Source organism: Rhodoferax sp., assembly GCF_037143375.1.
Classification (GTDB): domain Bacteria; phylum Pseudomonadota; class Gammaproteobacteria; order Burkholderiales; family Burkholderiaceae_C; genus Rhodoferax.
Genome location: NZ_JBAWYV010000045.1, coordinates 1 through 24,805 on the forward strand (window position 1 = coordinate 1; position 24,805 = coordinate 24,805).

The following is a 24,805-nucleotide window of genomic DNA, read 5'->3' on the forward strand; positions in this document are numbered from 1 at the left end:
GCATGGCCTCCAGCGTGGCCACGGCCGGATACGGACACGGCTCGCCCATCATGTCCAGACGGTAATCGGGGGTGTAGGTGGGCTTGTTCATGCGGTGGCCTTTGACAAAAGAGTTTGTTGCGCCTTGCGGGCAAAGAAGTGTTTTTCCCACCACATCACGGCCAGCATCGCGCAAGCCAGCATCAGGTAGGTGACGATCAAGCCGCCTTGCGGGCCGAAGACCACCAGCAGATTGACCTTGTCGTAGTTGGTGGCCATGGCCGGGGCAATGTCGTCCCACCAGGCCGCCAGCAGCGTCGCGCCAATGATGTTGCCCAAGCCCACCCACCAGTAATGCACCTGGCCTTCGACCGCGCGGTACATCCAGCCCGTTTCGCAGCCGCCCGCCAGCACAATGCCAAAGCCAAACAGCAAGCCACCGATCACCGAATTGGGCCCTGCCCACATGATTTTGGGCGACACGCCCAGCTGCACATAGCTATAAATACCAATGGTGCTGACCGCCATGCCCACAATGATGGCCTTGGCCATTTGGGTGCGCCCGGTCAGCCACAGATCTCGAAAAGCCGAGGTAAAGCAGATTTGCGCACGCTCGATGAGCAAGCCAAAGGCCAGACCAAACAAGGCCGCCAGACCCAGCTTGGGGGCATTGAACGTCTTGGCCACGGCCCACAGCGCAAAGGCACCAAAGACCAACATGCCAAGCCTAAAACGGCGTGCGGCCTGATCGGCAGTTTGCGTCAGCGGTTGGGCTGCCGAAACTTTTTGCAGTTTGACCGGGATGCGGAACACCGGCAGCATTGTGAAGCGCGCCCCAAACCAGGACCCGGCGGCCGTTGCCAGCGCAAAAAACCAGGCATGCAGCGAAAACTGAGGGATGCCGGTAAAGAAGGCTGCCAGGTTGCAGCCCATCGCCAGACGGGCGCCAAAGCCCGCAATGATGCCGCCCGCCACCGCCTGAACAATGCGAATGCGGTGCTGCGGTGTGCGCAGCTTGACGTTGTTGGCCCATAACGCGGCCGACAGGCAACCGACAAACATGCCGATGATCATCAGGCCATCGATCCGGTCCAATGGCGAGCCTTCGAGGTGAAGCAGCTTGAAGTAGCCCCAGTTTTCGGGGTGGTAGCCGAACAGTTGCATCACATGCCCACCCCACCGGGTGAATTCGCCAGTGACGGCCCAAAAGGTGCCGGTAATGCCAAAATAATAAGCCGAGAGAACCCCGGCGGCAATGACGGACGGCACCGGCGCCCAGAAGCGCACGAGATAGTCTTGTTTGAATGTGTGCCAGTTCATGACTGAGCATCCTCCTGAGAAGCGTTGCAACTTAAGTGCAAGCTGAATAAAAAAAGCACCCGAGGTGCCAAGGAGCCAGGCGACGCGAAGCCGCTAACTGGCGAGGGGCGAACTCTACCCTAATAAACCGTAAGGGCGCCAAATCAGGTAGAAAGATGCAAATCAACAGGACCAAAGGCGCCCCGAGAATGCTACAAATTCATATTTCAAATCAACCTCTAGCCCCCGTCTATCATGCGCAGGCAGCTATATATTAAATAGCAACTAACACGCTTGCAGCTTCACGGAGAAACCCTCACCTGACGCCATAACCGCCAGCAGACGGTCGATGTTGGGGTGACTGCCCGGATGGGCGCGTGCATGGGCCGTGTGCTCGGCAAAGAGGTCCAACCCTTCCTGCGCCGCCGCGACATTGATGCTGCCGTGCCGGGCAGCTAAAGCGGCGTAGACGGCCAAGGCACCTGACTGACCTGGTTTATTCTCGATTGTGGCCACCACGTTGCCGACTGCGTCAAGTAGTTGTAGCGCAGCCAGATGGCTCACGGCCGGGAGTTGTTTGAGGTTGTCGGCGAAGGCCATGGTTTGATCCTTGAAAACGGGCGCTGCCCAAAAAATGCGCTATTGTCCGGCACTCACGCTTGAAGCCGTGCAGCCTGCGTTACCGGGCAAAATCACCCCTCCCCTTTTCACCCGGACTCACCCCATCATGCAAGCCCTTCTCAACGCCATCGCCCAGATGGACATGCCTCACGATGCCCAACGCGTGTTCCACGGGCGGGGCGGCCTGCACCTTGGTTGTGAGCATTGGGTGCTGGATGCCTACCCACCGGTTTGGGTGTTGACCAGTTTTCAGCCCGCAACCGATGAGGAGCTGCAAACTCTCCACCGTGCCTTGACTGAGCGCTGGCAGCAACTGGCCTCTAGGCTGCCACTCAACTGGGTCTACCAGTGCCGGCATGACGGGAAAACCGAGACGCGACTCATGGCTGGCAGCGTGCCCGAGCCGCATGTGGTGACCGAGAACGGCTCACGCTACCGGGTGCACGTGGACAAGGGTCAGAACCACGGCCTGTTTCTCGACATGGCAGAAGGCAGGCGCTGGGTGCGCGAGAACGTGGCCACTCGGCCGCGGTTCAAGGTGCTTAACCTGTTTGCTTACACCTGCGCCTTTTCTGTGGTCGCACTGCAGGCGGGTGCCAAACAGGTGGTCAACGTGGACATGAGCCAAAGCGCCCTGGCGACGGGACAGCAAAACCACCAACTCAATGGCATCACCGCTGGCGCCAGTTTTCTGGCACACGATATTTTTAAGACCTGGGGCAAGATCACCCGAGGCGGTCCTTATGACCTGGTCATTGTTGACCCGCCCAGCTTTCAACGGGGCAGCTTCGTTGCCACCAAGGATTACGCACGCCTGATGCGCCGACTGCCTGATTTACTGGATTTGGGCGGACACGCGCTGCTGTGCCTTAACGCACCCGAGCTAGGCGTCGCCTTCTTGCAAGACCAAATGCGAGAACTGGCACCTCAGCTGGCGTTCGTGCAGCGCTTGCCGAATCCAGCCGTGTTTGCCGATGTCTCGGATGAGCGCTCACTGAAGGTGCTGCTGTACAAAGCGCCCGACTCCCCGTATTTACCCTCGATTTAAAACCTGAAAATGTCAGGTTTTATTCAGTCGCAAGGCGTTACGCTCTGAAGCGTTGAAAAGCTTGATGGCGACACCTTCTTTTGCAGGACCTCCAAAGGCTTGTTTTGTACTTTTCTAATAACGGAGACACCATGCAGGCGCTTCTAAAATTCTCAAAAGCAGTGGATGGGTTGAACACCCAGATCGGCAAATATGTGATCTGGCTGATCCTGGCGTCTACCGTCATCAGCGCGGTCAATGCCATTGTTCGCAAGGCGTTTAACGTCAGTTCCAACGCCTACCTTGAAGTGCAGTGGTACCTGTTTGCCGCCACCTTTTTACTGTGTGCGGCCTACACGCTGCTCAATGGGGAGCATGTCAAGATCGATGTGATTTACACCCATTTCTCCAAGCGCAAGCAAATGTGGATCGATATATTCGGTTTCGCTTTTTTCCTGACACCGTTTTGCCTGGCGATTCTTTGGTACGGCGTGCCCTTCTTCCTCAAAGGCTACCAATCGGGCGAAGTGTCCTCGAATGCGGGCGGCTTGATCCGCTGGCCGGTGTACGCCATGATCCCTCTGGGGTTTAGCTTGTTGCTGCTGCAAGGCTGGTCCGAATTGATCAAGCGTTTGGCGTTTTTGCAAGGCTTGATTGAAGACCCCACCCACAAAAAAATCGAAAAAACGCCCGAAGAAGAGCTGGCCGAGGCGATTCAAAAACTCGCTGAAGAAAAAGCGGCCAAAGCCCACGCGGCCTGATTCAGGAGACACACATGCAATTTGTTATCAACAACCTGGCCCCCATCATGTTTGGTGGGCTCATTGTTTTCCTGCTGATGGGTTTTCCGGTGGCCTTCAGTCTGGGTGCTTGCGGCCTGTTTTTTGGCTTTGTCGGCATTGAACTGGGCATCCTGCCTGAATCTCTGCTGCAGGCACTGCCGCTGCGCCTGTTCGGCATCATGCAAAACGACACGCTGCTGGCGATTCCGTTTTTCACCCTCATGGGCTTGATTCTGGAGCGCAGCGGCATGGCCGAGGATTTACTTGACACCATTGGCCAGTTGTTTGGCCCCTTGCGCGGTGGTCTGGCCATCGCAGTGGTGCTGGTGGGCGCCCTGCTGGCTGCCACAACCGGGGTGGTGGCGGCCTCTGTGATTTCGATGGGCCTGATCTCCTTGCCCATCATGCTGCGCTACGGCTATGACCGCCGCGTAGCCTCTGGGGTGATTGCCGCTTCGGGCACGCTGGCACAGATTATTCCGCCCTCGCTGGTGCTGATTATTCTGGCGGACCAGCTGGGTCGCAGCGTGGGTGAGATGTACAAAGGCGCATTCATTCCCGGCTTTGCGCTGACGGGTCTGTACCTGGCGTACATCGTTTTACTGACCTTTATTCGCCCGACCTGGGTGCCCGCCTTGCCACCCGAAGCCCGCACCATTCGAGAAAACGACGGAACCAGCGGCTTGCGCTCACTGGGTATTTTGACGATCGTCACGGTGGCCGTCGCGGTGTACTTTGGTCAACATTACGCGCAGGTCACCAGCTTTTTCAAGGGCGAAGAAGTGCTGACCGTCGCCACCGACGAAACCATTGTGGTGGCTTTGTGCGCCGGAGTGATGCTGGCCTTTGTGTTGGCGCTGGTCAACAAGGTGACGCGCATGGGCCTGCTCTCGAACATGGCCGAGCGCGTGACGTTTGTGCTGATTCCCCCGCTGCTCCTGATCTTTCTGGTGCTGGGCACCATTTTCCTGGGCGTGGCGACACCGACCGAAGGCGGCGCCATGGGCGCCATGGGCGCCTTTCTCATGGCGATGAGCCGGGGCCGCTTGAACCTGGCGCTGTTAAAACAAGCACTCACGTCGACTGCCAAGCTCTCCAGTTTTGTGGTGTTTATTCTGGTCGGCTCGACCGTGTTCAGCCTGGTGTTCCAGGGCGTTGATGGTGGCAAATGGGTTGAGCATCTGTTGGGCTCGGTGCCGGGGGGCCAGGTTGGCTTCCTGATCGTGACCAATCTGCTGATTTTCTTTTTGGCGTTCTTTCTGGACTTCTTTGAACTGGCGTTCATCGTCGTGCCTTTGTTGGCGCCGGTGGCCGAAAAAATGGGCATCGACCTGATCTGGTTTGGCGTTCTGTTGGGCGTGAACATGCAGACCTCGTTCATGCACCCGCCGTTTGGCTTTGCGCTGTTCTTCCTGCGCAGCGTGGCGCCCAGCCGGGAATACACCGACAAGCTCACCAAAAAGCTGATTGCACCGGTCACCACCATGCAGATTTACTGGGGCGCCGTGCCTTACGTGATCATCCAGGTCATCATGGTCGGCCTGATCATTGCGTTCCCCGGCATCGTCTCCAGCGGTCTTGACAAGAAAGAAATCATCGACCTGGACAAAGTGGTGCTTGAAGTGCAGGCCGAAGCGCCCATGGAAGCGGCCTCAGCGCCAGAAGCGCTTGAAGCGACCCCAGCGGGCACAGAAAAACCAGACGCCAACGACCCGATGAAGGCCATGCAGGACGCGATGGACAAAGATAAAAAGTAAACCCTCGTCTGCGCTTGAGCCCCGACCCTGTTTCGGGGCTTTTTTTCGTCCACCCCGGGTAAACTCGCACCCGAATCACGTACAAATAACCAGAGTCCTCCGTATGTCCTTAGAAAAAGTATCAGAAATGCTGGCCAAGCAGAAACTGGTTGAAGGCATGGTCCACGGACAAAATATGCCTCGTCAGGACATTGTGGAAACCCTGTTGCAACGCCAACACCTGGCCGAACTGCATAACCTGATGACCCAACTGCCGACCGACGAAATCGGCAGCATCCTGGAGGCGCTGCCGATTGAGGACGCCCAACTGCTATGGAAGCAGATACCTGAAAACCGCGAAAACGATGTGCTGTGGGAAGTCTCTGACTCCCGCCGAGAGCAACTGGTGGGCAGCCGGGAACCCGCCTTTGACGAAAGCCAGATGAATGCGTTTCAACTGGTCGATGGCCGCTTGCAGCAAATCCCGATTGAAAGCCGCAAAAACCTGGAAGGCGTGCAACCGATCTGGATTGACCTGTTGAACGCCAGCAAAGCCGAGCGCGCCTACGTTGGCGCCCATTTTGGCCTGACGCTGCCCGACCCCGGGGATGTGACCGACCTGGAAGTGAGTTCGCGTTTTCACATTGAAGAGAACGGCGAAATCCACCTGCATTCCAATTTCTTGCTGGACCGCGAGGGCGACTCCCGCAGCGTGCCGGTGGTTTTCATCGTGCACCAAGGCATCCTTTTTTCGATGCGCAACGAAGATTTGCCGGTGTTCCGGTTGCAACGCCGCCGGGCGCGAACGCAGCCGGGCTACGCCTCGGATTGCATCGACTTGTTGCTGGACCTGTATGGCGCCGATGTGGAGTATTCAGCGGACTCTCTGGAAGATATTTACGCCACCCTGGGCGTTGTAGGCCGGCAGGTGCTGAGCGAAGCCATCAGCGACAAAGAAGCCGCCGCCATCCTGGGTGACATTGCCGAGGAAGAAGACCTGAATGGCCGGATTCGGGGCAACATTCTTGACACGCAACGGGCCATCAACTTCCTGATGCGCTGCAAGATTTTGACGGCCAACCAGTTCGAGGATGCCAAGCAGATTTTGCGCAACATTGAATCCCTGAACAGCCACACCTCATTCCTGTTTGACAAGATCAACTTCCTGATGGATGCGACCATCGGTTTCATCAACATCAACCAGAACAAGCGAATCAATCAACTCACGGTGTTCGGTGTGGTGTTCATGCCAATCAATATTTTGGCGGGCGTCGGCGGCATGTCCGAGTTTTCAATGATGACGCAGGGAATTCCGTGGCCTATGGCTTACGGCGGCTTTATAGTGGGAGCCGCCCTGATTGGTGCCGTGACTTATTTGGCGTTGAAACATGTGGAAAATCGGCAGATGAAAGTAAAAAAAGCGGCACCGGCCCGGTAAGCTTCACTAACCTCCATTAAAAAAGCCCCGACCAGCGGGGCTTTTTCATGTGCAGCGAAATGGCTTACAGTTTCTGCGCCTGCATGAAGCTGTCAAACTTGGCTTCGGTGAAGCGGAACCACAGGTTTTGGTCTCTGCGGAAGGCCGACATATCGTCGTAGACCTTTTTCCAGTTGGCGTTCTTGCCGCGCAACTCTTCGTACAGCGCCATGGATTCCTTGAATGCAACGTCCAGCACGTCTTTCGGGAAAGGCATCACTTTGGTTTTGGCACCCACCAACTGTTTCAGCGCCAACGGGTTCTTGGCGTCGTACTTGGCCTGCATTTCAACGTGCGCACAGGTGGTGGCCGCAGAGAGGATAGCTTTATTTTCAGCCGAGAGTGACTCATAGGCCTTGTTGTTGACAAACAAGTCAACTTGAGGACCGCCCTCCCACCAACCGGGGTAGTAGTAAAACGGGGCCACTTTGTTGAAGCCCAGTTTTTGGTCATCGTAGGGGCCAATCCACTCGGCGGCATCAATCGTGCCTTTTTCAAGCGCCTGGTAAATCTCGCCGCCTGGAATGTTTTGAGGTACGCCACCCATGCGCTCGATCACTTTGCCGGCAAAACCACCGACGCGAAACTTCAGGCCCTTGATGTCTTTGGCGCTCTTGATCTCTTTGCGATACCAGCCACCCATCTGAGCACCGGTATTGCCAGCCGGGAAGTTCACGATGTTGTACTTGGCATAGAACTCGCGCATCAGCTTGCCGCCGTTGCCTTCAAACATCCAGGCCGTCATCTGGCGGCTGTTGAGGCCGAAAGGCAAACCAGTACCGATGGCAAAGGTTTCATCTTTACCAAAGTAGTAATAAGCGCAGGTGTGACCGCACTCCACGGTGCCGCTCTGCACGCCATCTACCACGCCTAAAGCAGGCATCAATTCACCGGCGGCATGGGTTGATATGGTGAACTTGCCACCGCTCATTTCGCTCACTTTTTTAGCGATGGTTTCTGCGGCCCCAAAAATGGTATCGAGGGACTTGGGGAAACTGGAAGCCATTCGCCAGCGCAGGGCGGCTTGGGCATGTACGGCAGGCGCAACGCCTGCAGCCAAAACGCCGGCAATGCCAGCGTTTTTAATGATCGAACGACGATCCATGGGGATTCACTCCTTAAGAGTTGTAAGTTGAATAACTAGCCTTGCGCATCAGCAAATCAGCGGTTGGCTTCACTCGTTCATTGTAGAAACTAGCACGAGCGTTAGCGAGGGGGTTTTCCCTTGAAAACCTGACTGATTAACGTCAGGCCACCGCTTTGAGCGTAGGTCGACCGGGTTCAACCAAACTCCCAAAACGGTGGGTGACTGACGCCTGGATACCCTCGGCATCCAGACCCTGCAGGGTCAGTAATTTGGCGGGGTCACCGTGCTCGATAAACTCGTCTCGCAAGCCCAATTGCAGCACCGGTTTGAGCACGCCGGCGGCGTGCAGCGCCTCGAGCACGGCGCTGCCAGCGCCGCCCATGAGGGCGCCCTCTTCCACTGTCACCAAAGCGTCGTGTGTGGCAGCCACCTTGAGCAGCAATTCGACATCAAGCGGCTTGGCCCAGCGCATGTTGACCACCGTGGCATTCAAAGCCTGGGCGGCTTGCAGCGCCGGGTACAGCAGCGTGCCAAAAGCCAGAATGGCAATGCCTTTGCCTTCGCGCTTGACTTCGCCTTTGCCAAACGGCAGTGACTCCAATCCCGCTTGCACCGGTACGCCAGCACCAGCACCACGCGGGTAGCGAACGGCCACCGGGTGATCCTGTTCAAACGCGGTAGAGAGCAACTGCCGGCATTCGTTTTCGTCGGCCGGGCAGGCGATGCTGATGTTGGGAATGCAGCGCATGAAGGGAATGTCGTAGGCTCCGGCATGGGTCGCGCCATCGGCACCCACCAAACCGGCGCGGTCCAGCGCAAACACCACCGGCAGGTTTTGAATCGCTACATCGTGAATCACCTGGTCGTAGGCGCGCTGCAAAAAGGTCGAGTAGATCGCCACCACGGGTTTCAAGCCCTCGCACGCCAGACCGGCGGCAAACGTCACCGCATGCTGCTCAGCAATGCCCACATCAAAGTAGCGCGTCGGGAAATGCTTTTCAAACTCCACCATGCCAGAGCCCTCACGCATGGCGGGTGTAATGCCGACTAAACGAGTGTCAACGGCGGCCATATCGCACAGCCACTGGCCAAACACATGGGTAAAGGTTTGTTTGGGTGGCGTGGTGGGGTGTTGCAAACCCACGGCGGGGTCGAACTTGCCGGGGCCGTGGTAGGCCACCGGGTCAGCTTCAGCCAGCTTGTAACCCTGCCCTTTTTTGGTGACTACATGCAAAAACTGCGGTCCCTTGAGGTGCTTGATGTTTTCCAGCGTGGGGATCAGCGAGTCGAGGTCATGGCCGTCGATCGGGCCGATGTAGTTGAAACCGAACTTCTCGAACAGGGTCGCGGGCACCACCATGCCTTTGGCGGTTTCTTCAATGCGCTTGGCCAATTCGAACAAAGGCGGCGCGCCTTTGAGCACGGTTTTGCCGGCATTTTTGGCAGCGGCGTAAAACTGCCCGCTCATGAGTTTGGCCAGGTAGCGGTTCAGCGCGCCCACCGGCGGGCTGATGCTCATGTCGTTGTCGTTCAGGATGACCAGCAGGTTGCAATCGGCCACGCCCGCGTTGTTCAGCGCCTCAAACGCCATGCCGGCGGTGAGCGCGCCGTCGCCAATGATGGCAATCGCGTGGCGCTCTTCGCCCTTGATTTTGGCGGCCATCGCCATGCCCAAAGCCGCGGAGATCGAGGTGCTGGAATGTGCGGTGCCAAAAGCGTCGTAATCGCTTTCAGCACGCTGTGGAAAACCGCTCAAGCCACTGAACTGGCGCAACGACTCCATGCGATCACGCCGACCGGTCAGAATTTTGTGCGGATAGGTCTGGTGGCCCACGTCCCACACCACGCGGTCATGCGGGGTATTGAAAACATAGTGCAAGGCCACGGTCAGTTCTACCGTGCCCAGGTTGGAACTGAGGTGGCCGCCGGTTTTAGAGACACTACTGAGCACATAGGCCCGCAACTCGGCAGCCAGTGCGTGCAACTGTGCATGAGGCAACAACCGCAGATCGGCGGGGTCGTTGATGGTTTTCAGCAGCGGGTACGAATTATTTGACATATGCTATGTTTTTTATAGCTATCAGCGCTTATTCAATAAAGGCTAAAGGCTTATTTCCCTATATTTTTATGAATGGACCCGTGTTGCAACACACGTTCGTTTCAACACAGGCGGTTGACCACCATATTGGCCAAACCCTGCAAGGCCTGGGTGTTGCGCAAACCACTTTGCGACAAAGCTTGCAAGGCCTGCGCCAGCAACTCCTGGGCAAAGGCCGCCGAACGTTCCAGCCCCAGCAAGGACACATACGTTGGTTTGTCTTGGTCAGCATCTTTGCCTGCCGTCTTGCCCAGCGTGGCCGAGTCGGCGGTCACGTCCAGAATGTCGTCTACTACCTGAAACGCCAGGCCTATGGCGGCGCCATACTGCTTGAGTGCGGCTAGCGCCACCCCCGAAGCATCACCACAGGCAGCGCCCATCATGACGCTGGCTTGCAACAAGGCACCGGTTTTAAGGCGGTGCATCTCGCGCAACTGGCTCTCATTGAGGGCCACACCCACACTGGCGAGGTCAATCGCCTGCCCCCCGGCCATCCCGCCACTTCCGGCAGCGCGTGCCAGCAGTTGGCACAGGCACGCTTGTTGGGTGGCCGGCATTTTTTCGTCATCAGGTGTCAGCAACTCAAACGCCAGGGCCTGCAAAGCATCACCGGCCAGCAAGGCACTGGCTTCGCCGAATTGCACATGAACCGTGGGCTTACCACGACGCAGCACGTCGTTGTCCATGCACGGCATGTCGTCATGTACCAGTGAATAGGCGTGGATCAACTCTACCGCGCAGGCCGCGCGCAGGGCGGCATCTGAAGTCGGCGCCGAACTATCGGTATTCACAGCCTCAGAAGCCGCCATGACCAACAGCGGGCGGAGTCGTTTGCCCCCATCCAGCACGGCGTAGCGCATGGCCTCTACCAAGGCGGCCGGAGCGCCATGGTCCACACCTACGGGCGCATCAGCCGTTACCCAACGTTCAAGTGCACGCTCAACGTGGTCAAGGTGCTCGGCGCTCCAGGCGCTCAGGTTAAAGGTGGTGTCAGTTTTCAATCGGGGGTCCAGGTTTTGAGCGTGCCCTGATCCAGCACCTTGATTTGACCTTCGACCGCTTCCAGCCGATCACGGCAATATTTGAGCAATTCGGCACCACGCTGGTACTGCGTCAGCAATTGTTCCAGTGGCATATCACCCGATTCAAGCCGGGAAACCAGTTGTTCAAGCTCCTCTTGGGCCGCCTCAAAACTGACCGGCGCAACTGAAGTAGGTTTGGGGGCAGAAGCCATAGGGCAGGAAATTCCGTGGGTCTAAAAGGAGTGATTTTAGGCGCTGGGGCTGATATATGACGTGAGCATCCTCAAAACATAGGGGCATTAACTTCCAACCCTCAAAATCCTTACAAATGAACGGTGACAGGTACAATCAAGCCCCGGCAGCTCTCGAGGTAACTGCCCTTCAAGCCCCTCTTTGAGGGGTTTTTTGTATCCTTTAAGGACCGAGTTGTGCAAAAACTGTACAAAACAAATCTTCCAGAAAATCTGCTTAAGCCTGCCACCCTCATCGAGGGACAGGCCTCCGACGCCACTCAAAATGGCATCACCCAGCTACCCGTTTCAAGTTATTTTGACGAAGCGCTTTACCAGCGCGAAATGCAGAATATTTTTCTGAGCGGCCCGCGCTATGTGGGGCACCGCTTGAGCGTGCCCAACGTGGGCGATTACGCCACCCTGGCGCAGGAAGCTGAAGGTCGAGCCTTGGTGCACACGCCCACTGGCATCGAACTGATCTCAAATGTGTGCCGCCACCGCCAGGCGATCATGTTGAAAGGCCGCGGCTCGGTCAACACGACACATCAGGGCGTGGCCGCTGGCAACATCGTGTGTCCATTGCACCGCTGGACCTACAGTGGCAGCGGGCCAGAACCCGCCGGAACCCTGTTGGGCGCGCCGCACTTTGACCACGACCCCTGCCTGAACCTCAACAACTACAAGCTGCGTGAGTGGAATGGCCTGCTGTTTGAGGACAACGGCCGCGACATCCAGGCCGATCTGGCTGACATGGGGCCCCGCGCTGACCTCGACTTTTCGGGTTTTGTACTCGACAAGGTCGAAATGCACGAGTGCAACTACAACTGGAAGACCTTCATCGAGGTTTATCTGGAGGATTACCACGTCGGCCCCTTCCACCCCGGCTTGGGCAGCACCGTCACCTGTGACGATTTACGCTGGGAATTCAAGGAAAACTACTCGGTGCAAACCGTAGGTACGGCCAAACCGGGCCCCGCCGGCAGCCCGGTGTACCAGCGCTGGCAAGATGCGCTGCGCGCCTACCGCAAAGGTGAGCCCACCAAATACGGTGCCATCTGGCTCACCTACTACCCGCACATCATGGTCGAGTGGTATCCGCATGTGCTGACCGTTTCCACCTTGCACCCGATGGGCGTGAACAAGACCATGAACATGGTCGAGTTCTATTACCCGGAAGAAATTCAGGCCTTCGAGCGTGAGTTCGTTGAAGCCCAGCAAGCCGCCTACATGGAAACCTGCATCGAAGACGACGAAATCGGTGAACGCATGGACGCTGGGCGCAAAGCCTTGTTGATGCGCGGTGACAACGAAGTCGGCCCCTACCAAAGCCCGATGGAAGATGGCATGCGGCACTTCCACGACTGGTACCGGCGCCAAATTCAGCGCTAACGGCCATGCAAGCGCTTTGGATGGTGCTGGGTGCGTTCTTTTTTGCCACCATGGCGTTGGGGATCAAGGTCGCCTCGGGCAGTTTCAGCACCTTCGAGCTGGTCTTTTACCGGGGCGTCGTCAGCGTGATTTTTATGACGCTGGTGATGCGGGCACGCGGCACACCCCTTAAAACCCCGGTGCCACTGATGCACGCCTGGCGCAGCATCATTGGCGTCCTGTCGCTGGGCTCCTGGTTTTATGCCATTGCCCACTTGCCATTGGCCACGGCCATGACGCTCAACTACATGAGCGGCGTCTGGGTGGCGGCCTTTATTGTGGGCGGCGCCGTAATGTACGGCAAGGCTGAGCGCCAAGGCCCGTTGATGGCCACGGTGATGGCGGGGTTTGCCGGCGTGGTCATGATGCTGCGACCCACCCTTGACCAGAACCAGTTGTTCGCAGGCCTGATTGGCTTGCTCTCGGGCATGGGTGCCGCGCTGGCGTATATGCAGGTGACGGCACTGGGCAAAGTAGGCGAGCCGGAAGGCCGCACTGTGTTTTATTTCTCCATCGGGACTGCCGTGGTAGGCAGTGTGGGCGTTGCCTTTACCGGCCTGACAGCCTGGTCGACTGCGAGCTGGCAAGCCACAGCCTGGCTGGTGCCCATCGGTGTGCTGGCTTCGCTTGGCCAGTGGTGCATGACGCGCGCCTACAGCCGGGGCTCCACCTTGCTGGTGGCTAACTTGCAGTACTCCGGCATTGTGTTTGCCGCCATTTACAGTCTGGTGCTGTTTGGCGATCAAATCCCCCTTCTGGGTTGGGCTGGTATAAGTCTGATCGTGGCAAGCGGGCTGGTGGCCACTGTTTTGCGCACCCGAGCACTGCCCAACACCCCCGCTGAAGAACATTGAATCCCTGTCACCCAAGGAAATCCTCTGATGTACACCACCCTGATCTCTGCGCAACAACTCGCTGACCTGCAAAAAAGTGAACAAGCTCACATGGTTTTTGACTGTAGTTTCGAGCTGATGCAAGCTGGTGCGGGTGACCAGCAATACCAGGAGGCTCACATCCCCGGTGCGGTGCGAGCGGACCTGGGCCGGCATTTAAGCGCTGCAAAAACAGCCACCGATGCAGCCTCCGGTGGCCGCCACCCCCTGCCCTCGCTCGAAACGTTTGCTGCCTGGCTTACCCAGATTGGCTTTCGCAATAACATGCAAGCCGTGGTGTACGACCGGCAAGGCGTCAACTACTGTGGACGCCTGTGGTGGATGCTGAAGTGGACCGGCCATGAGGCAGTGGCCGTGCTGGACGGTGGCATGCAAGCCTGGCAGGCCAGCGGGGGCGAGATTGAGCAAGGACTTTCCGAAAGCGTCTCCAAGTCATCTTATGCATCAAAATACACTCTAGCCCCCGTCGATCATGCGCTAGTAGCTACTAATACAATAGCAAAAGAACTGGGGCGCCCGACTCAAACCCTGATTGATGCCCGCGGTGCACCCCGTTACCGAGGCGAAGTCGAACCCTTGGACCCGGTGGCAGGCCATATTCCCGGGGCTCTCAATCGGCCGTTCAACCTGAATTTGGGGGCGGATGGCAAGTTCAAATCAGCCGCAGAACTTCGGTCCGAATTTGACACTTTACTGGCCGGACGCGACCCCGCGACGGTGGTGCATCACTGCGGCAGCGGCGTGAGCGCCGTACCCAACCTGATCGCCATGGAAATCGCCGACTTGGGTCGCACGGCCTTGTACGCGGGAAGCTGGAGCGAATGGTGCAGCGACCCGCATCGGCCTGCTGCACAAGGTTAAAACCAGGCGTTCAATGACGGGCAATGCCCGTCACTCACGGCCAAATTTGGTATCAAACTGAATGCCGATTTTTTGCAGCAAAGGTGTCGGCAGCAAGCCACCGGCACAAACAATGATGGCTTCATTGGGGTACATCTTGGAAGCACCCTCGAAGTTAATCTCGACCTCATGCTCATGGATACTGTTGACTTTGGAGTTCAACATGACCCGCAACCGCCCAGCTTTTTGCTGCTGTTCAAGCATCATCCGGTTCTTCTGCTTGACGCGGGAAAAAGACGAACTCCGGTAAGACAGGATGACATCCGTGTCCTTTTGCTCCGACAAGGCAATCGCCGCCTCCAAGGCGCTGTCGCCACCGCCCACGACCAAAACGGCCTGCCCCTCAAACTGGGCCGGGTCCGCCAGCCGGTACATCACCTTGGGAAACTCTTCTCCCGGGACTTCAAGTTTGCGTGGTGTGCCGCGACGACCCATCGAAAGCAGCACGGTGCGCGTGGTGTAACTTGAGGTATTCGTGGTGACGACGAAGTGATCTCCGGCTTTTTCAATCGACTCCATGCGCTCGCGAAATGAGATGGCCAAACCGGTCTTTTTAACCACGTCCAACCAAAACTGCAGCAAGGTTTCTTTGGAAACTTCGTCGAATTTCACTTGACCAATGATGGCCAGTTCGACCGGCGCGGTCATGGCGATTTTTTGCCTTGGGTAGTGGTAAACCGCACCGCCTAGCGAGTCTTCTTGTTCCAGTATTTTGTAGCGCAGTTTGTGCTGAATCGATGACAACCCGGCTGAGATTCCAGCGGGCCCACAGCCCACGATGACCACATCGAAGTCGGCTTGACCGCCGGTTTTCTTGCGAATGGATTCAATCGCCTGGCGCCCCTGCTCTGCTGCCTTGCGGATCAGGCCCATACCACCCAACTCACCGGCAATATAGATGCCCGACACGTTGGTCTCAAAGCCAGGGCTGATATTGGGAATATCAATGCCCCGTTTCTCGGTACCAAAGACCAGCTTGATGGCCTCGACCGGGCAAGCGGACATACAGGCGCCGTGACCAATGCAGTGCGCTGCATTGACCAACACCGCCTTGCCATTGACCACCGCCAAGGCATTCTCGGGGCAGGCTCTGGCACACGAACCCGACCCCATGCAGCGGATCAAATCGACCACCGGATGCAATGAGGGCGGCTCTACCATGCCACTTTCAATGGCTTCATTCAGTACGGCAGTACCCTTGCTGCTGATACGCTGTTGCCGCCTGATGTAAAACACCATGATGGCAACAATCACAGCGCCGTAAAGATACAGATAGTTCATGAGATTGATTTAAACGAGCAAGTCAAGGCGCATGGGCGCCATCAACTTATTGTTTGACAACGTCCTTGATTTCAATCGCCACGCCTTTGGTGCCCACGGCCACCAAGGCACTCAAACCAGAAAGATCGCCTTTGGCTGGTATGGCATTGCCCGTCTTGCTGACTCTGGCGCCCACAAAGACACGTCCCGCTTTGGACAAGTTGGCCGCCGGTGTCATGGCCATGCTGTCGTCCAGCGTGAATTGAATGGGTAAATCTTTGACCTGCTTGCGAATAATGGCCAAGGGCATGCGAGAGCCTTCTGCAGCCCGCGCAAAAATAAACACCGTGTCGTCCGGCTTGGCGTCACGCGCCAAAGCAGAGGCCAGGGTGACCGTGCCACTGACGCTGCCATTGGTAGCGGGCACAACTGCGGCGGCTTCAGGGCTTGCGTCCTTGGCCAATTGCGCCAGACGAGAACCGGTGGGTTGAACTACCGGTGGCATGCCGGCCAATTGACGGGCTTGATCCAGACCGGATTGAATTTGTTGCGCAAACATATTGTCAGGCCCGCCAAACTCAACCACTTGCGTCCAATATTTGACGGCAGTCGAATAATCTTTTTGGTCAAAGGCAAAGGTTCCCGCCAGTGCCAGAGCCTTGACGTTGCGAGGGTCTAACTTCATGGCCCGCTCAATCAGCTTCATCGGCTCGCCCGCCAGAACACGGTTGTTTTTAACCGCCAGCGCATCCGCATAGTCGACCAACAGCCCGGCATCGTCTTTAGAGAGTTCTGCCGCCTTGGCATAGGAGTCTACCGCTTCGTTGCTGCGACCCAGCACACTGTAAGAACGCGCCAGCATGGCCCAACCGGTCGCGTCTGCGGGGTTTTCTTTCAGGCGTGCAGCCAGTTTTTCAATCATGGCACTGATTTGTTCGTTGCTGGTGGCATGCGGCTGTGCCCCACCCGCCTCGGCTGCAGCACCGTTTTCAGCACCCCCTCCGCCCTCTGCAGGTCCAAACGTGGAGTTGCCCATCAGGGCGTAACCACCTGCGGCCACGACCACCACGGCACCTGCCACGATGGCCAATAACCGACCGGAGAGCTTGGCAACCGGTGGGGGTGATGGTGCCGCAGCGGCCGGCTGATTAGGAACCGTCACCGAAGCTGCGGGTGGTACGCCGTTGAGCACCGCATCCAGAATGCGCCGCTCAAGTTGAGCCTTGCCTTCTTGATAAGACTCCTGAGACAGTGAGCCAGCGTCAAGCAACTCCTGAAGTTTTTGCAGTTGTCGTTTGACATCCACAACGTCAAGAGCGGCGGGGGCAACGGATGTATTCATAAAGTCAAAATCAAGTAATCGAAGAGGCAACTAAACCAATAGGTTTATTTGTTCGGGAAATCTGAGGCTGGAATATCAAGCTCATCCGGCTCGAAGGCTTCTGGAGGCAAGCGGCTGCGCCGACGCAAAACCAGAAACAAAACGATCAAACTGGCAACCAGCAACAAGCCGGGGCCAAACCACAAAATAGCCGTTGAGGTCTTGAGAGGCGGACGGTAAAGCACAAAGTCGCCATACCGAGCGGTCATGTAATCAATAATTTGCTGATCGCTCTTGCCATCCTTGATCTGCTCAAACACCTGCTTGCGAAGGTCGACTGCCAAATCGGCATGCGAGTCAGCAATCGTCTGATTTTGACAAACCAGGCAACGCAGCTCCGAGGTTATGCGCACCATACGCGCATCAACGACAGGGTCGGCTGAAGCCAGGGGGGCTTCTTTGGCGTGACCCAACATGAAAATAAACGACAGGCAAAAAGCCAGAAATAACTTAACCATTGAGTTTCCTCACCAAGGGTTCGATGGTCGAACGAATCACTTCAGGGGTCAATGGACCCGTGTGTTTGAAACGAATCACACCCTGTTTGTCCACAATGAAGGTTTCAGGGACGCCATAGACACCGTAATCAATGCCGATACGTCCATCATTGTCAAACAACGATGCATCGTAGGGGTCGCCAAAGCGAGACACCGTCTGCATGCCCTCGACACGGGTATCTTTGTAGTTCAGGCCATAGATCGGCAGCACTTTGAGCTTCGAAAACTCCACCAGCAAGGGGTGCTCCTGTCGGCAAGCAACGCACCAGGAAGCCCACACATTCAGCATCCAGACTTTACCGAGCAAATCGTCTCTGCGAATAATTTGCGCCGGATTGTCCAGTCGCGTCAACGCGAAAGGCGGGGCAGGCTTGTTGATCAAAGGCGACGGCACTTCCCGGGGGTCAAGCTTCAGACCCGCCGCCAGGAAAACAACCAATCCCAAAAAGATACCCAAGGGTATTAAAAACTTCAGGTATCTCATGCTTTTGCACCTGCTGCAGCGCCCAGATCAGGCTGTTCACTGCGTTGCTTTTGCCGATAGCGACGGTCCGTCACCGCCAACAATCCACCGAGGGCCATTAACAGGCAACCACCCCAAATCCAATCAATAAAAGGCTTGACGTAGACGCGGACAATCCATCCGTCACCCTCTGGCTCGCCCAGAGAAACATACAAGTCACGCGTGAGTCCTGGGCTGATGGCAGCTTCTGTCATCGGGTTTTGTTGAACGCGGTAAACACGTTTTTCGGGCTCCATCACCGTCACGGGCTTGCCATCGCGGGTCACATCAACCAGACCCCTGACGGCTGAATAGTTGGGCCCATCTACATCTTTGGTCCCTCTAAAGGTAAAGGTAAAGCCGTTAACCGTGGTGCTATCACCAATGGCCATCTTGACATCACGCTCAACTTCATAGGTTTTAACCATGGTCACACCGAAACAAAACGCAGCCACACCCAAGTGCGCCAGCATCATACCGACCAAGGCACGAGGCAGAAGTTTGAACCGGCGAGGCACGTCACTCCAACTGCCACCGGCAGCAGGGCGAACCCGACCCCAAACATCAGTGGCCACAGAGCCGACTATCCAGTACGCCATCACCAACCCACAACTCGTGACCCATGAAATCTTGCCAGCGATAAAGCCGGTAGCCAGCGAGGCAATGATAGACACGCCTGCCGCCCATGACAGTCGACGCGCAATTTCAGGCACGTTGGCTTCTTTCCAGCGTGCCAAGGGGCCAATGCCCATCAGGAACACGGCGGGTGCCATGAGCGGCATGAAGACGGTGTCAAAGTAAGGGGGCCCTACTGAAATTTTCCCCATGCCCAGCGCATCCAGCAGCAACGGATAAAGCGTTCCCAGCAGGACAGCGGCGGCTGCCACGACCAGCATGACGTTGTTACCCAGCAAGGCGGCTTCTTTGGAGAAGATGGCAAATCTTGATCCCAATCCCACTTTGGGCGCACGCCAAGCGTAAAGCGTCAAGGAAGTACCCACCACAACGGTGAGAAACACAAGAATGAAAAGACCCCGACGTGGGTCAGTGGCGAACGCGTGGACCGACGACAACACGCCGGAACGCACCAGGAAAGTACCCAGCAAAGACAAAGAGAACGCCAAGATGGCCAACAGCACCGTCCATGACTTGAAACCGCCGCGTTTTTCGGTCACTGCCAGCGAATGAATCAGCGCTGTTCCCACCAACCAAGGCATGAACGAAGCATTTTCAACCGGGTCCCAGAACCACCAACCGCCCCAGCCCAATTCGTAGTAGGCCCATGAACTGCCCAAAGCAATACCGATGGTCAGGAAGAGCCAAGCCACGGTGGTCCAAGGGCGCGTCCAACGCGCCCATGTAGCATCCAGATTGCCGCCGATCAAAGCTGCAATAGCAAATGCAAAGGCCACCGAGAAACCCACATAGCCCATGTACAAGAGTGGCGGGTGCGTCACCATGCCCATGTCTTGCAACAAAGGGTTCAGATCTCGGCCGTTCGCGGGAACGGGAAACAGACGGTCAAACGGATTGGATGTCAACAGCATGAAGAGCAAAAAGCCCACCGCGATCCAACCCATGACGGCAAGAATGCGCGCCAACACGGGCAATGGCAAATGCTGACTGAAACGGGCCACCGCCACCATCCAGACACACAACATCACCACCCACAACAGAAGGGAGCCCTCGTGTCCACCCCAAACGCCCGCAATGAGGTACTGAAACGGCAGGTCTGTGTTTGAGTTTGACGCAACATAGAGCACCGAAAAGTCATGCTTGACAAAAGAAGTGACAAGACAGCCAAAGGCAATAATGACAAGCACGAACAAGGCATAAGCGGCGGGTCTCGCCAGCAACATCCACTCGGCTTTTCCGCGCTGGGCGCCGACCAAAGGCATGGTACCCAACACCAGCGCCACACCGAGGGCTAGCCACAGCATAAAATGACCAATTTCAGGAATCATTAACGTTTCTCCATCACAACGGTTGCAGCAATTTTTTCATTGGCCTGGCCCGCTTTTTTAAGCGCTTCAGCCGCCTCGGGAGGCATGTAATTTTCGTCGTGCTTGGCCAGCACTTCTTTCGCCTGGAAGACACCATCTTTTAACTGACCCTGAGCGACAACGCCCTTGCCCTCCTTGAACAGGTCAGGCAGGATGCCTTCAAATTTCACAGGCACGTTTTTAGCCGTATCAGTCACCATAAAGCTGACGTTGACACCTTCGCGCTTGACGCTACCAGCCACCACCAAACCACCCAAACGGAAGGTGCGATTGGCCGGTGCCTCTTTGGCCTCAACCTGGGTCGGCGTGTAGAAAAACACCAGATTGCTTTGAAAAGCATTGAGAACCAGGGCAGCTGCCACGCCCACCACTGACAGGACCCCGGCTGCGATAGCCAAGCGTTTATAACGAGGTTTCATAAATAACTCCAATTAACCAGCATCGCGGATTTGCCTGATGGCTCGGTTATGACGACTTTTTGCAAGGATTGGTTCCAACAAAAAAACAAGGGCGCAAAGTCCATACGAACCCCACACATAGAGACCATAGCCACCCATGGCCCAAAACTCACCCCAGCTATTCCAACTCATACAACCGCCTCCGAAGATTTTTGCGCTAACGCTTTGACCCAATCTGTGTCTCGTTCACGCTCAATGACAATGGCGCGGGTTCGGACAAACACCACAGCAAAGGCATAAGCCCAACAAGCCACGGTCATCAGCAGCATGGAGGTGAGCATCGTGCTGGCCATTTTGGGAGCTGCCGTCATGCTGATCGATGCCCCTTGGTGCAGGGTATTCCACCACTTCACCGAAAAATAAATGACAGGCACATTCACAGCGCCGACCAGCGCCAGAAGTGCTCCTGCATGGTCAGCACGGCGGGTGTCATCAATGGACTCAACCAACGCGATGTAACCCAGGTAGAGAAACAACAAGATCAACTCAGACGTTAACCGTGCATCCCAAACCCACCAGGCACCCCAAGTCGGCTTACCCCAAAGCGCCCCGGTCCAGAGTGCCAGCACCGTGAACAGTGCCCCGGTGGGCGCCAACGCCCTGGCCAGCATCGAAGCCATCCGTGCATTGAAAGCCCACCCAATAGCCGCCCAACCCGCCATGGCGAGGTAGAGAATCATCGACATCCAGGCGGTCGGCACGTGAATAAAGATGATTCGATACGAGTCACCCTGGGTGGCATCGGTAGGTGCCACGAAAAAACCATAGTAAATGCCGGCCAGACCCGTCAACACCGCCAACGCATATAGCCACGGAATCAAATACCCCGTGAGCGCATAAAACCGCGATGGTGCGGCAAATGTAAATAACCGTAAATGACTTGTCATAGAAGTTTATTGCTGAATAAGGGCACGTTCAGGCCACGGAAATTCTCAGAGCTGCAGCAGCAGCGGGAGGCGCACCGACCAAAGTCAGCAATAGTAAAGCACCCAGTACGGACAGGTGCCCACTTGGAAAAACCCCTATTTCTACAGAGGAAACAGCACCCGCGCCAAATATAAGTACAGGTATGCACAAAGGTAAAACAATTAACAAAATAAGGGCGCCACCGCTGCGCAAGCCCAGTGTTAACGCCGCCCCGACGCTGCCCAACAAACTCAAAACTGGCGTACCCAACAAGAGCGTCAAAGTCAAAGTAACGATCGCCGTCGAACTCATGTCGAACAACAAACCCAGCAAAGGACCCACCACGACCAATGGCAACCCGGTCAACAACCAATGCACCAAGGCTTTGGCAGCCGCCAGCATCACCATGGAGTGACCCGAGAGCAGCATTTGATCCAGTGACCCATCGCTGTAGTCACTCACATACAAGGTGTTGAGCGCCAGCATAGTCGACAAAAGTGCACAAACCCAAACCACGCCGCCGCCAATCTGGCGCAATGTTTGTAATTCCGGCCCAACGCCCAAGGGGAAAAGGCTCGCCGCAACACCAAAGAAGACCACGGGCAGCCATATATCGACAGGCCGACGCCACGCCAAACGGAAATCGCGGGCTGCCAGCGCCATAAAACCACTGCTCATCATGAAACCATGCCCTTTTGAAAATCAAGCGTCCGGTACTGAGAGCCGTCAAGACTTAAATGCAAATGGCTTGTCAAAAACACACAACCACCGCGCTGAACATGCTCGACCAACAAACGATTTACAACGCTGATACCTTGTGCATCCAATGCATCAAAGGGCTCATCAAGCACCCAAATACTGGGATTACGCTCCAATGCAAGCCGGGCCAATGCAACGCGACGTCGCTGGCCCTGAGACAACGTTCGCACCAGAGCGTTCTTTCGATGAGACATTTGAAGCATCTCAAGCGCATTCAAAACCGACTCATCTGAACTGTCGCGACCATGGAGGCGCGCTAAAAATTTGAGTGACTCGGTGACAGTCAAATCATCCTTCAACCCATTGGTGTGGCCAATATAAACAAGTTTCCCTTGTTCAACTGTCGACTCCTGCGTAGCGCTTCCGCCCCACTTGAGCGTGCCACGATCCGGCGCAGCCAAACCAACAATCAAACGAAGCAAACTGGTCTTGCCTCGACCATTTTGACCTTGAAGCCAAACAATCTGACCCGGGAAAATCTCAAACGACAAGTCGTCAAACAGCCACTCGGAACCTCGACGACAAGCCAATCCACGCGCTTCAAGTACTGGTTTGAGATTGCCCTTGGTAAAAATCGTAACACCTCAAACTAAGAAATAAATAATGTCGAATTATCTCAGATGGCTAGAACGAGACTTGCGCTCTACACAAGCCCCGTCGTCAACAAAGCTTCCGCTAAAATTCAAATTTTTTTTGATTGGCAGCGTACATACCGCTTGTTTCAATGCAAATAACGCTAATTCACTTGATTAATCAAGTGCCAAACAGGTACAGGTAACATAACCTTGATGCATCTCATGATGTATTGATACGTTCTGAAACACTAAAGTTTGATTTCAAGCAATGATCTGTGTTTTAGTGAACTATTGATGTTCTCTCGAACATAAATCGATGCGACTCACGAAGTGACGTTGCGACCCAAAGTCAAAAATAGCCATTACAGCCCATGAACACATTGATGAAAATAACCGTATTTATCGCTAGCTTGGGTGGTGGTTTGTGCGCATAAATTTACGCCTTGAACATGCACTGATCATCTCCCTTTTGATACATGGCTCAATTCTCACGCTTCAGTTTGAACTGCCAGAACTCGATATTTTCAAGGGTCTTTTAGGGGCAGATTCAAAACGAGAGGAGTCTTCCTCCATTTCTGCAGTTTTAACACCCCTCCCAGGTGAAGTTTCGGCTTCAAATCCTGTTCCACCGCCCCCCCCGCTGGAGTCAGACAGCCCAAAAGAAAAGCAAACTGCTGAAACTAATGCAGCACAGAAAAATGCTGCAGCCAATTTCAGCGCCCAGGCATTTAAAGTCGCGCTCATTGCCCCGCAGCCCATCGAGGTATTGCCGGCACCGACGCCGGCAGTTGCTGTTCCCGTTAAACCCAAAGTACCAAAAGTTCGCCCGGCCAAACAGGCCTCGCTCAAACCAGTTGAATTACCTGTTGAGGCACCACCTGAAACCGCAACCCCTGCTCCTACCGCAACACCACCCGTCATAGCGGTGACCGATCCGGTCAAGGAGCCTGAATTCACAGTAGCGCCGATGCTGGCGGCCAGTGCCCCCGTAGCCCTCTTGCCATCTGAGACCGAAAAGCAAGAAGCACAACAACGTGAAAATTTAAAAGTTGAAGCTGCGCGGCTGGAAACTGCCCGCAAAGAAGCTCAGCAATTAGAACTTGCCCGTGCGGAAGCTTTGAAGATCGATGCGGCTAAAGTAGAAAATAATCGACTTGCGGCATTGCAACTTGAAGCCGCCCAGCAAGAAGCAATCCGGCAGGAGACGGCTCGGAAAGAAACACTCAAACAAGAGCTCGCCCACCAAGAAGCCCTGCAGCAAGAAGCGACTCGGCTAGCGGCAGCGCGAACTGAAACCCTTCGCGTTGAAGCGGCAAAACAGGAATCGCTTCGTAAAGAAGCACAACGGCAAGAACTTGCCCGTCAAGAAGCAGTGCAGCAGGAATTGGTACGTCAAGAAGCCACACGACAAGACGCACTTCGCAAAGAAGCTCGACGTCAAGAACTCGAAAAACAAGAAGCGTTAAAGCAAGAAATTGCGAAAAAGGAAGCCATCCGGCGCGAAGCGTTACAGCAAGAAGCTGCATTACAGGCTGCAGCTCAAATGGATGCAGCCAGAAAAGAAGCACTCAAACAGGAAGCTAGCAAACAAGCTGCGGCGCAACAAGAAGCAGCAAGACAAGAGGCTGCTCGTAACGAGGCACAACGCCAAGAGCTTGCTCGCCAGAATGCATTGAAGCAGGAGATTGCCAGCAAGGAAGCAAGTCGCCGCGAAGCTTTGCAGCAAGAAGCATCGCGGCAGGCGGCTGCCAGCCTTGAGGCTGCCAGAAAAGAAGCCGCTAGACAGGAAGCATCCCGACAAGCTGAAGCACAACAAGAGTCTGCAAGACAAGAGTCTGCAAGACAAGAGGCTGCTCGCAAGGAGGCTCAGCGTCAAGAACTT

Annotated in this window: 23 protein-coding genes and 1 pseudogene; 8 read left to right on the forward strand and 16 right to left on the reverse strand. The window is 55.8% G+C overall.

Annotation, left to right across the window (positions count from 1 at the left end; all coding sequences use genetic code 11):
* Positions 1–87: 87 nt before the first annotated feature.
* Positions 88–1,299, reverse strand: a complete 1,212-nt coding sequence (yedE, locus tag WCG50_RS09005) for a selenium metabolism membrane protein YedE/FdhT (RefSeq protein ID WP_336899262.1) — start codon at positions 1,297–1,299, stop codon at positions 88–90.
* A gap of 264 nt (positions 1,300–1,563) precedes the next feature.
* Positions 1,564–1,878, reverse strand: coding sequence for a DUF2322 family protein (locus WCG50_RS09010; RefSeq protein WP_336899263.1), 315 nt, complete (start codon positions 1,876–1,878; stop codon positions 1,564–1,566).
* A gap of 127 nt (positions 1,879–2,005) precedes the next feature.
* On the opposite strand from WCG50_RS09010, the gene WCG50_RS09015 reads away from it, so the two are divergent.
* From WCG50_RS09015 to WCG50_RS09030, 4 genes are all read left to right on the forward strand, one after another.
* The gene (locus WCG50_RS09015; protein WP_336899264.1) at positions 2,006–2,947 is read left to right on the forward strand and encodes a class I SAM-dependent methyltransferase; all 942 of its coding nucleotides are present in this window, start codon (positions 2,006–2,008) and stop codon (positions 2,945–2,947) included.
* A 131-nt stretch (positions 2,948–3,078) separates the two neighbouring features.
* Positions 3,079–3,687, forward strand: a complete 609-nt coding sequence (locus WCG50_RS09020; protein WP_336899265.1) for a TRAP transporter small permease subunit — start codon at positions 3,079–3,081, stop codon at positions 3,685–3,687.
* 14 nt (positions 3,688–3,701) lie between these two features.
* Positions 3,702–5,465: a TRAP transporter large permease subunit gene (locus WCG50_RS09025; RefSeq protein ID WP_336899266.1), complete on the forward strand. Its 1,764-nt coding sequence runs from the start codon at positions 3,702–3,704 to the stop codon at positions 5,463–5,465.
* A 103-nt stretch (positions 5,466–5,568) separates the two neighbouring features.
* Positions 5,569–6,882 (forward strand): CorA family divalent cation transporter, encoded by a 1,314-nt coding sequence (locus WCG50_RS09030; RefSeq protein ID WP_336899267.1) that lies wholly within the window; start codon positions 5,569–5,571, stop codon positions 6,880–6,882.
* 64 nt (positions 6,883–6,946) lie between these two features.
* Here the strand turns inward: WCG50_RS09030 and WCG50_RS09035 are convergent, their stop codons facing one another.
* From WCG50_RS09035 to xseB, 4 genes are all read right to left on the reverse strand, one after another.
* Positions 6,947–8,026 carry a TRAP transporter substrate-binding protein gene (locus WCG50_RS09035; RefSeq protein ID WP_336899268.1) on the reverse strand — a complete coding sequence of 360 codons (1,080 nt, stop codon included), beginning with the start codon at positions 8,024–8,026 and terminating at the stop codon, positions 6,947–6,949.
* Between the two features lie 142 nt (positions 8,027–8,168).
* Positions 8,169–10,067, reverse strand: a complete 1,899-nt coding sequence (dxs, locus tag WCG50_RS09040; RefSeq protein WP_336899269.1) for a 1-deoxy-D-xylulose-5-phosphate synthase — start codon at positions 10,065–10,067, stop codon at positions 8,169–8,171.
* A 101-nt stretch (positions 10,068–10,168) separates the two neighbouring features.
* The gene (locus tag WCG50_RS09045; protein ID WP_336899270.1) at positions 10,169–11,107 is read right to left on the reverse strand and encodes a polyprenyl synthetase family protein; all 939 of its coding nucleotides are present in this window, start codon (positions 11,105–11,107) and stop codon (positions 10,169–10,171) included.
* Complete coding sequence (gene xseB / locus WCG50_RS09050; protein ID WP_336899271.1) at positions 11,104–11,340, reverse strand: exodeoxyribonuclease VII small subunit; 237 nt, start codon at positions 11,338–11,340, stop codon at positions 11,104–11,106. The genes WCG50_RS09045 and xseB overlap by 4 nt, the downstream gene beginning before the upstream one ends.
* Positions 11,341–11,649: 309 nt before the next feature.
* Between xseB and WCG50_RS09055 the strand changes: the two genes are divergently transcribed.
* From WCG50_RS09055 to WCG50_RS09065, 3 genes are read left to right on the forward strand one after another with little or no spacing between them, the layout of a single operon-like run.
* Positions 11,650–12,750: an aromatic ring-hydroxylating dioxygenase subunit alpha gene (locus WCG50_RS09055; protein ID WP_336899282.1), complete on the forward strand. Its 1,101-nt coding sequence runs from the start codon at positions 11,650–11,652 to the stop codon at positions 12,748–12,750.
* A 5-nt stretch (positions 12,751–12,755) separates the two neighbouring features.
* Entirely contained in the window at positions 12,756–13,643 is an 888-nt protein-coding gene (locus WCG50_RS09060; protein WP_336899272.1) for a DMT family transporter, read from the forward strand.
* A 27-nt stretch (positions 13,644–13,670) separates the two neighbouring features.
* A complete protein-coding gene (locus WCG50_RS09065) occupies positions 13,671–14,543 on the forward strand; it encodes a sulfurtransferase (RefSeq protein ID WP_336899273.1) in 873 nt (290 codons plus the stop codon).
* Between the two features lie 30 nt (positions 14,544–14,573).
* Here the strand turns inward: WCG50_RS09065 and WCG50_RS09070 are convergent, their stop codons facing one another.
* Genes WCG50_RS09070 through ccmA form a run of 10 tightly spaced genes read right to left on the reverse strand, consistent with a single transcriptional unit; the run spans position 14,574 to position 22,923 of the window.
* Positions 14,574–15,863 carry an NAD(P)-binding domain-containing protein gene (locus tag WCG50_RS09070; RefSeq protein ID WP_336899274.1) on the reverse strand — a complete coding sequence of 430 codons (1,290 nt, stop codon included), beginning with the start codon at positions 15,861–15,863 and terminating at the stop codon, positions 14,574–14,576.
* Between the two features lie 46 nt (positions 15,864–15,909).
* Complete coding sequence (locus WCG50_RS09075; protein WP_336899275.1) at positions 15,910–17,184, reverse strand: hypothetical protein; 1,275 nt, start codon at positions 17,182–17,184, stop codon at positions 15,910–15,912.
* 44 nt (positions 17,185–17,228) lie between these two features.
* The gene (locus tag WCG50_RS09080) at positions 17,229–17,681 is read right to left on the reverse strand and encodes a cytochrome c-type biogenesis protein (protein WP_336899276.1); all 453 of its coding nucleotides are present in this window, start codon (positions 17,679–17,681) and stop codon (positions 17,229–17,231) included.
* Positions 17,674–18,204, reverse strand: a complete 531-nt coding sequence (locus tag WCG50_RS09085) for a DsbE family thiol:disulfide interchange protein (RefSeq protein ID WP_336899277.1) — start codon at positions 18,202–18,204, stop codon at positions 17,674–17,676. The genes WCG50_RS09080 and WCG50_RS09085 overlap by 8 nt, the downstream gene beginning before the upstream one ends.
* Complete coding sequence (locus WCG50_RS09090; RefSeq protein WP_336899278.1) at positions 18,201–20,186, reverse strand: heme lyase CcmF/NrfE family subunit; 1,986 nt, start codon at positions 20,184–20,186, stop codon at positions 18,201–18,203. The genes WCG50_RS09085 and WCG50_RS09090 overlap by 4 nt, the downstream gene beginning before the upstream one ends.
* Positions 20,186–20,644 carry a cytochrome c maturation protein CcmE gene (ccmE, locus tag WCG50_RS09095; protein WP_336899279.1) on the reverse strand — a complete coding sequence of 153 codons (459 nt, stop codon included), beginning with the start codon at positions 20,642–20,644 and terminating at the stop codon, positions 20,186–20,188. The genes WCG50_RS09090 and ccmE overlap by 1 nt, the downstream gene beginning before the upstream one ends.
* A 12-nt stretch (positions 20,645–20,656) precedes the next feature.
* A complete protein-coding gene (gene ccmD, locus WCG50_RS09100; protein ID WP_336899280.1) occupies positions 20,657–20,815 on the reverse strand; it encodes a heme exporter protein CcmD in 159 nt (52 codons plus the stop codon).
* Complete coding sequence (gene ccmC / locus WCG50_RS09105) at positions 20,812–21,570, reverse strand: heme ABC transporter permease CcmC (RefSeq protein WP_336899281.1); 759 nt, start codon at positions 21,568–21,570, stop codon at positions 20,812–20,814. The genes ccmD and ccmC overlap by 4 nt, the downstream gene beginning before the upstream one ends.
* A gap of 28 nt (positions 21,571–21,598) precedes the next feature.
* A complete protein-coding gene (gene ccmB, locus WCG50_RS09110) occupies positions 21,599–22,267 on the reverse strand; it encodes a heme exporter protein CcmB (RefSeq protein ID WP_336899283.1) in 669 nt (222 codons plus the stop codon).
* On the reverse strand, positions 22,267–22,923 hold the full coding sequence (gene ccmA, locus WCG50_RS09115) for a cytochrome c biogenesis heme-transporting ATPase CcmA (RefSeq protein WP_336899284.1): 657 nt from the start codon (positions 22,921–22,923) through the stop codon (positions 22,267–22,269). Before ccmA ends, ccmB begins: the two co-directional genes overlap by 1 nt.
* 424 nt (positions 22,924–23,347) lie before the next feature.
* Here ccmA and WCG50_RS09120 point away from each other — a divergent pair.
* Positions 23,348–24,805 (forward strand): annotated as a pseudogene (locus WCG50_RS09120) (hypothetical protein); the annotation flags it as partial.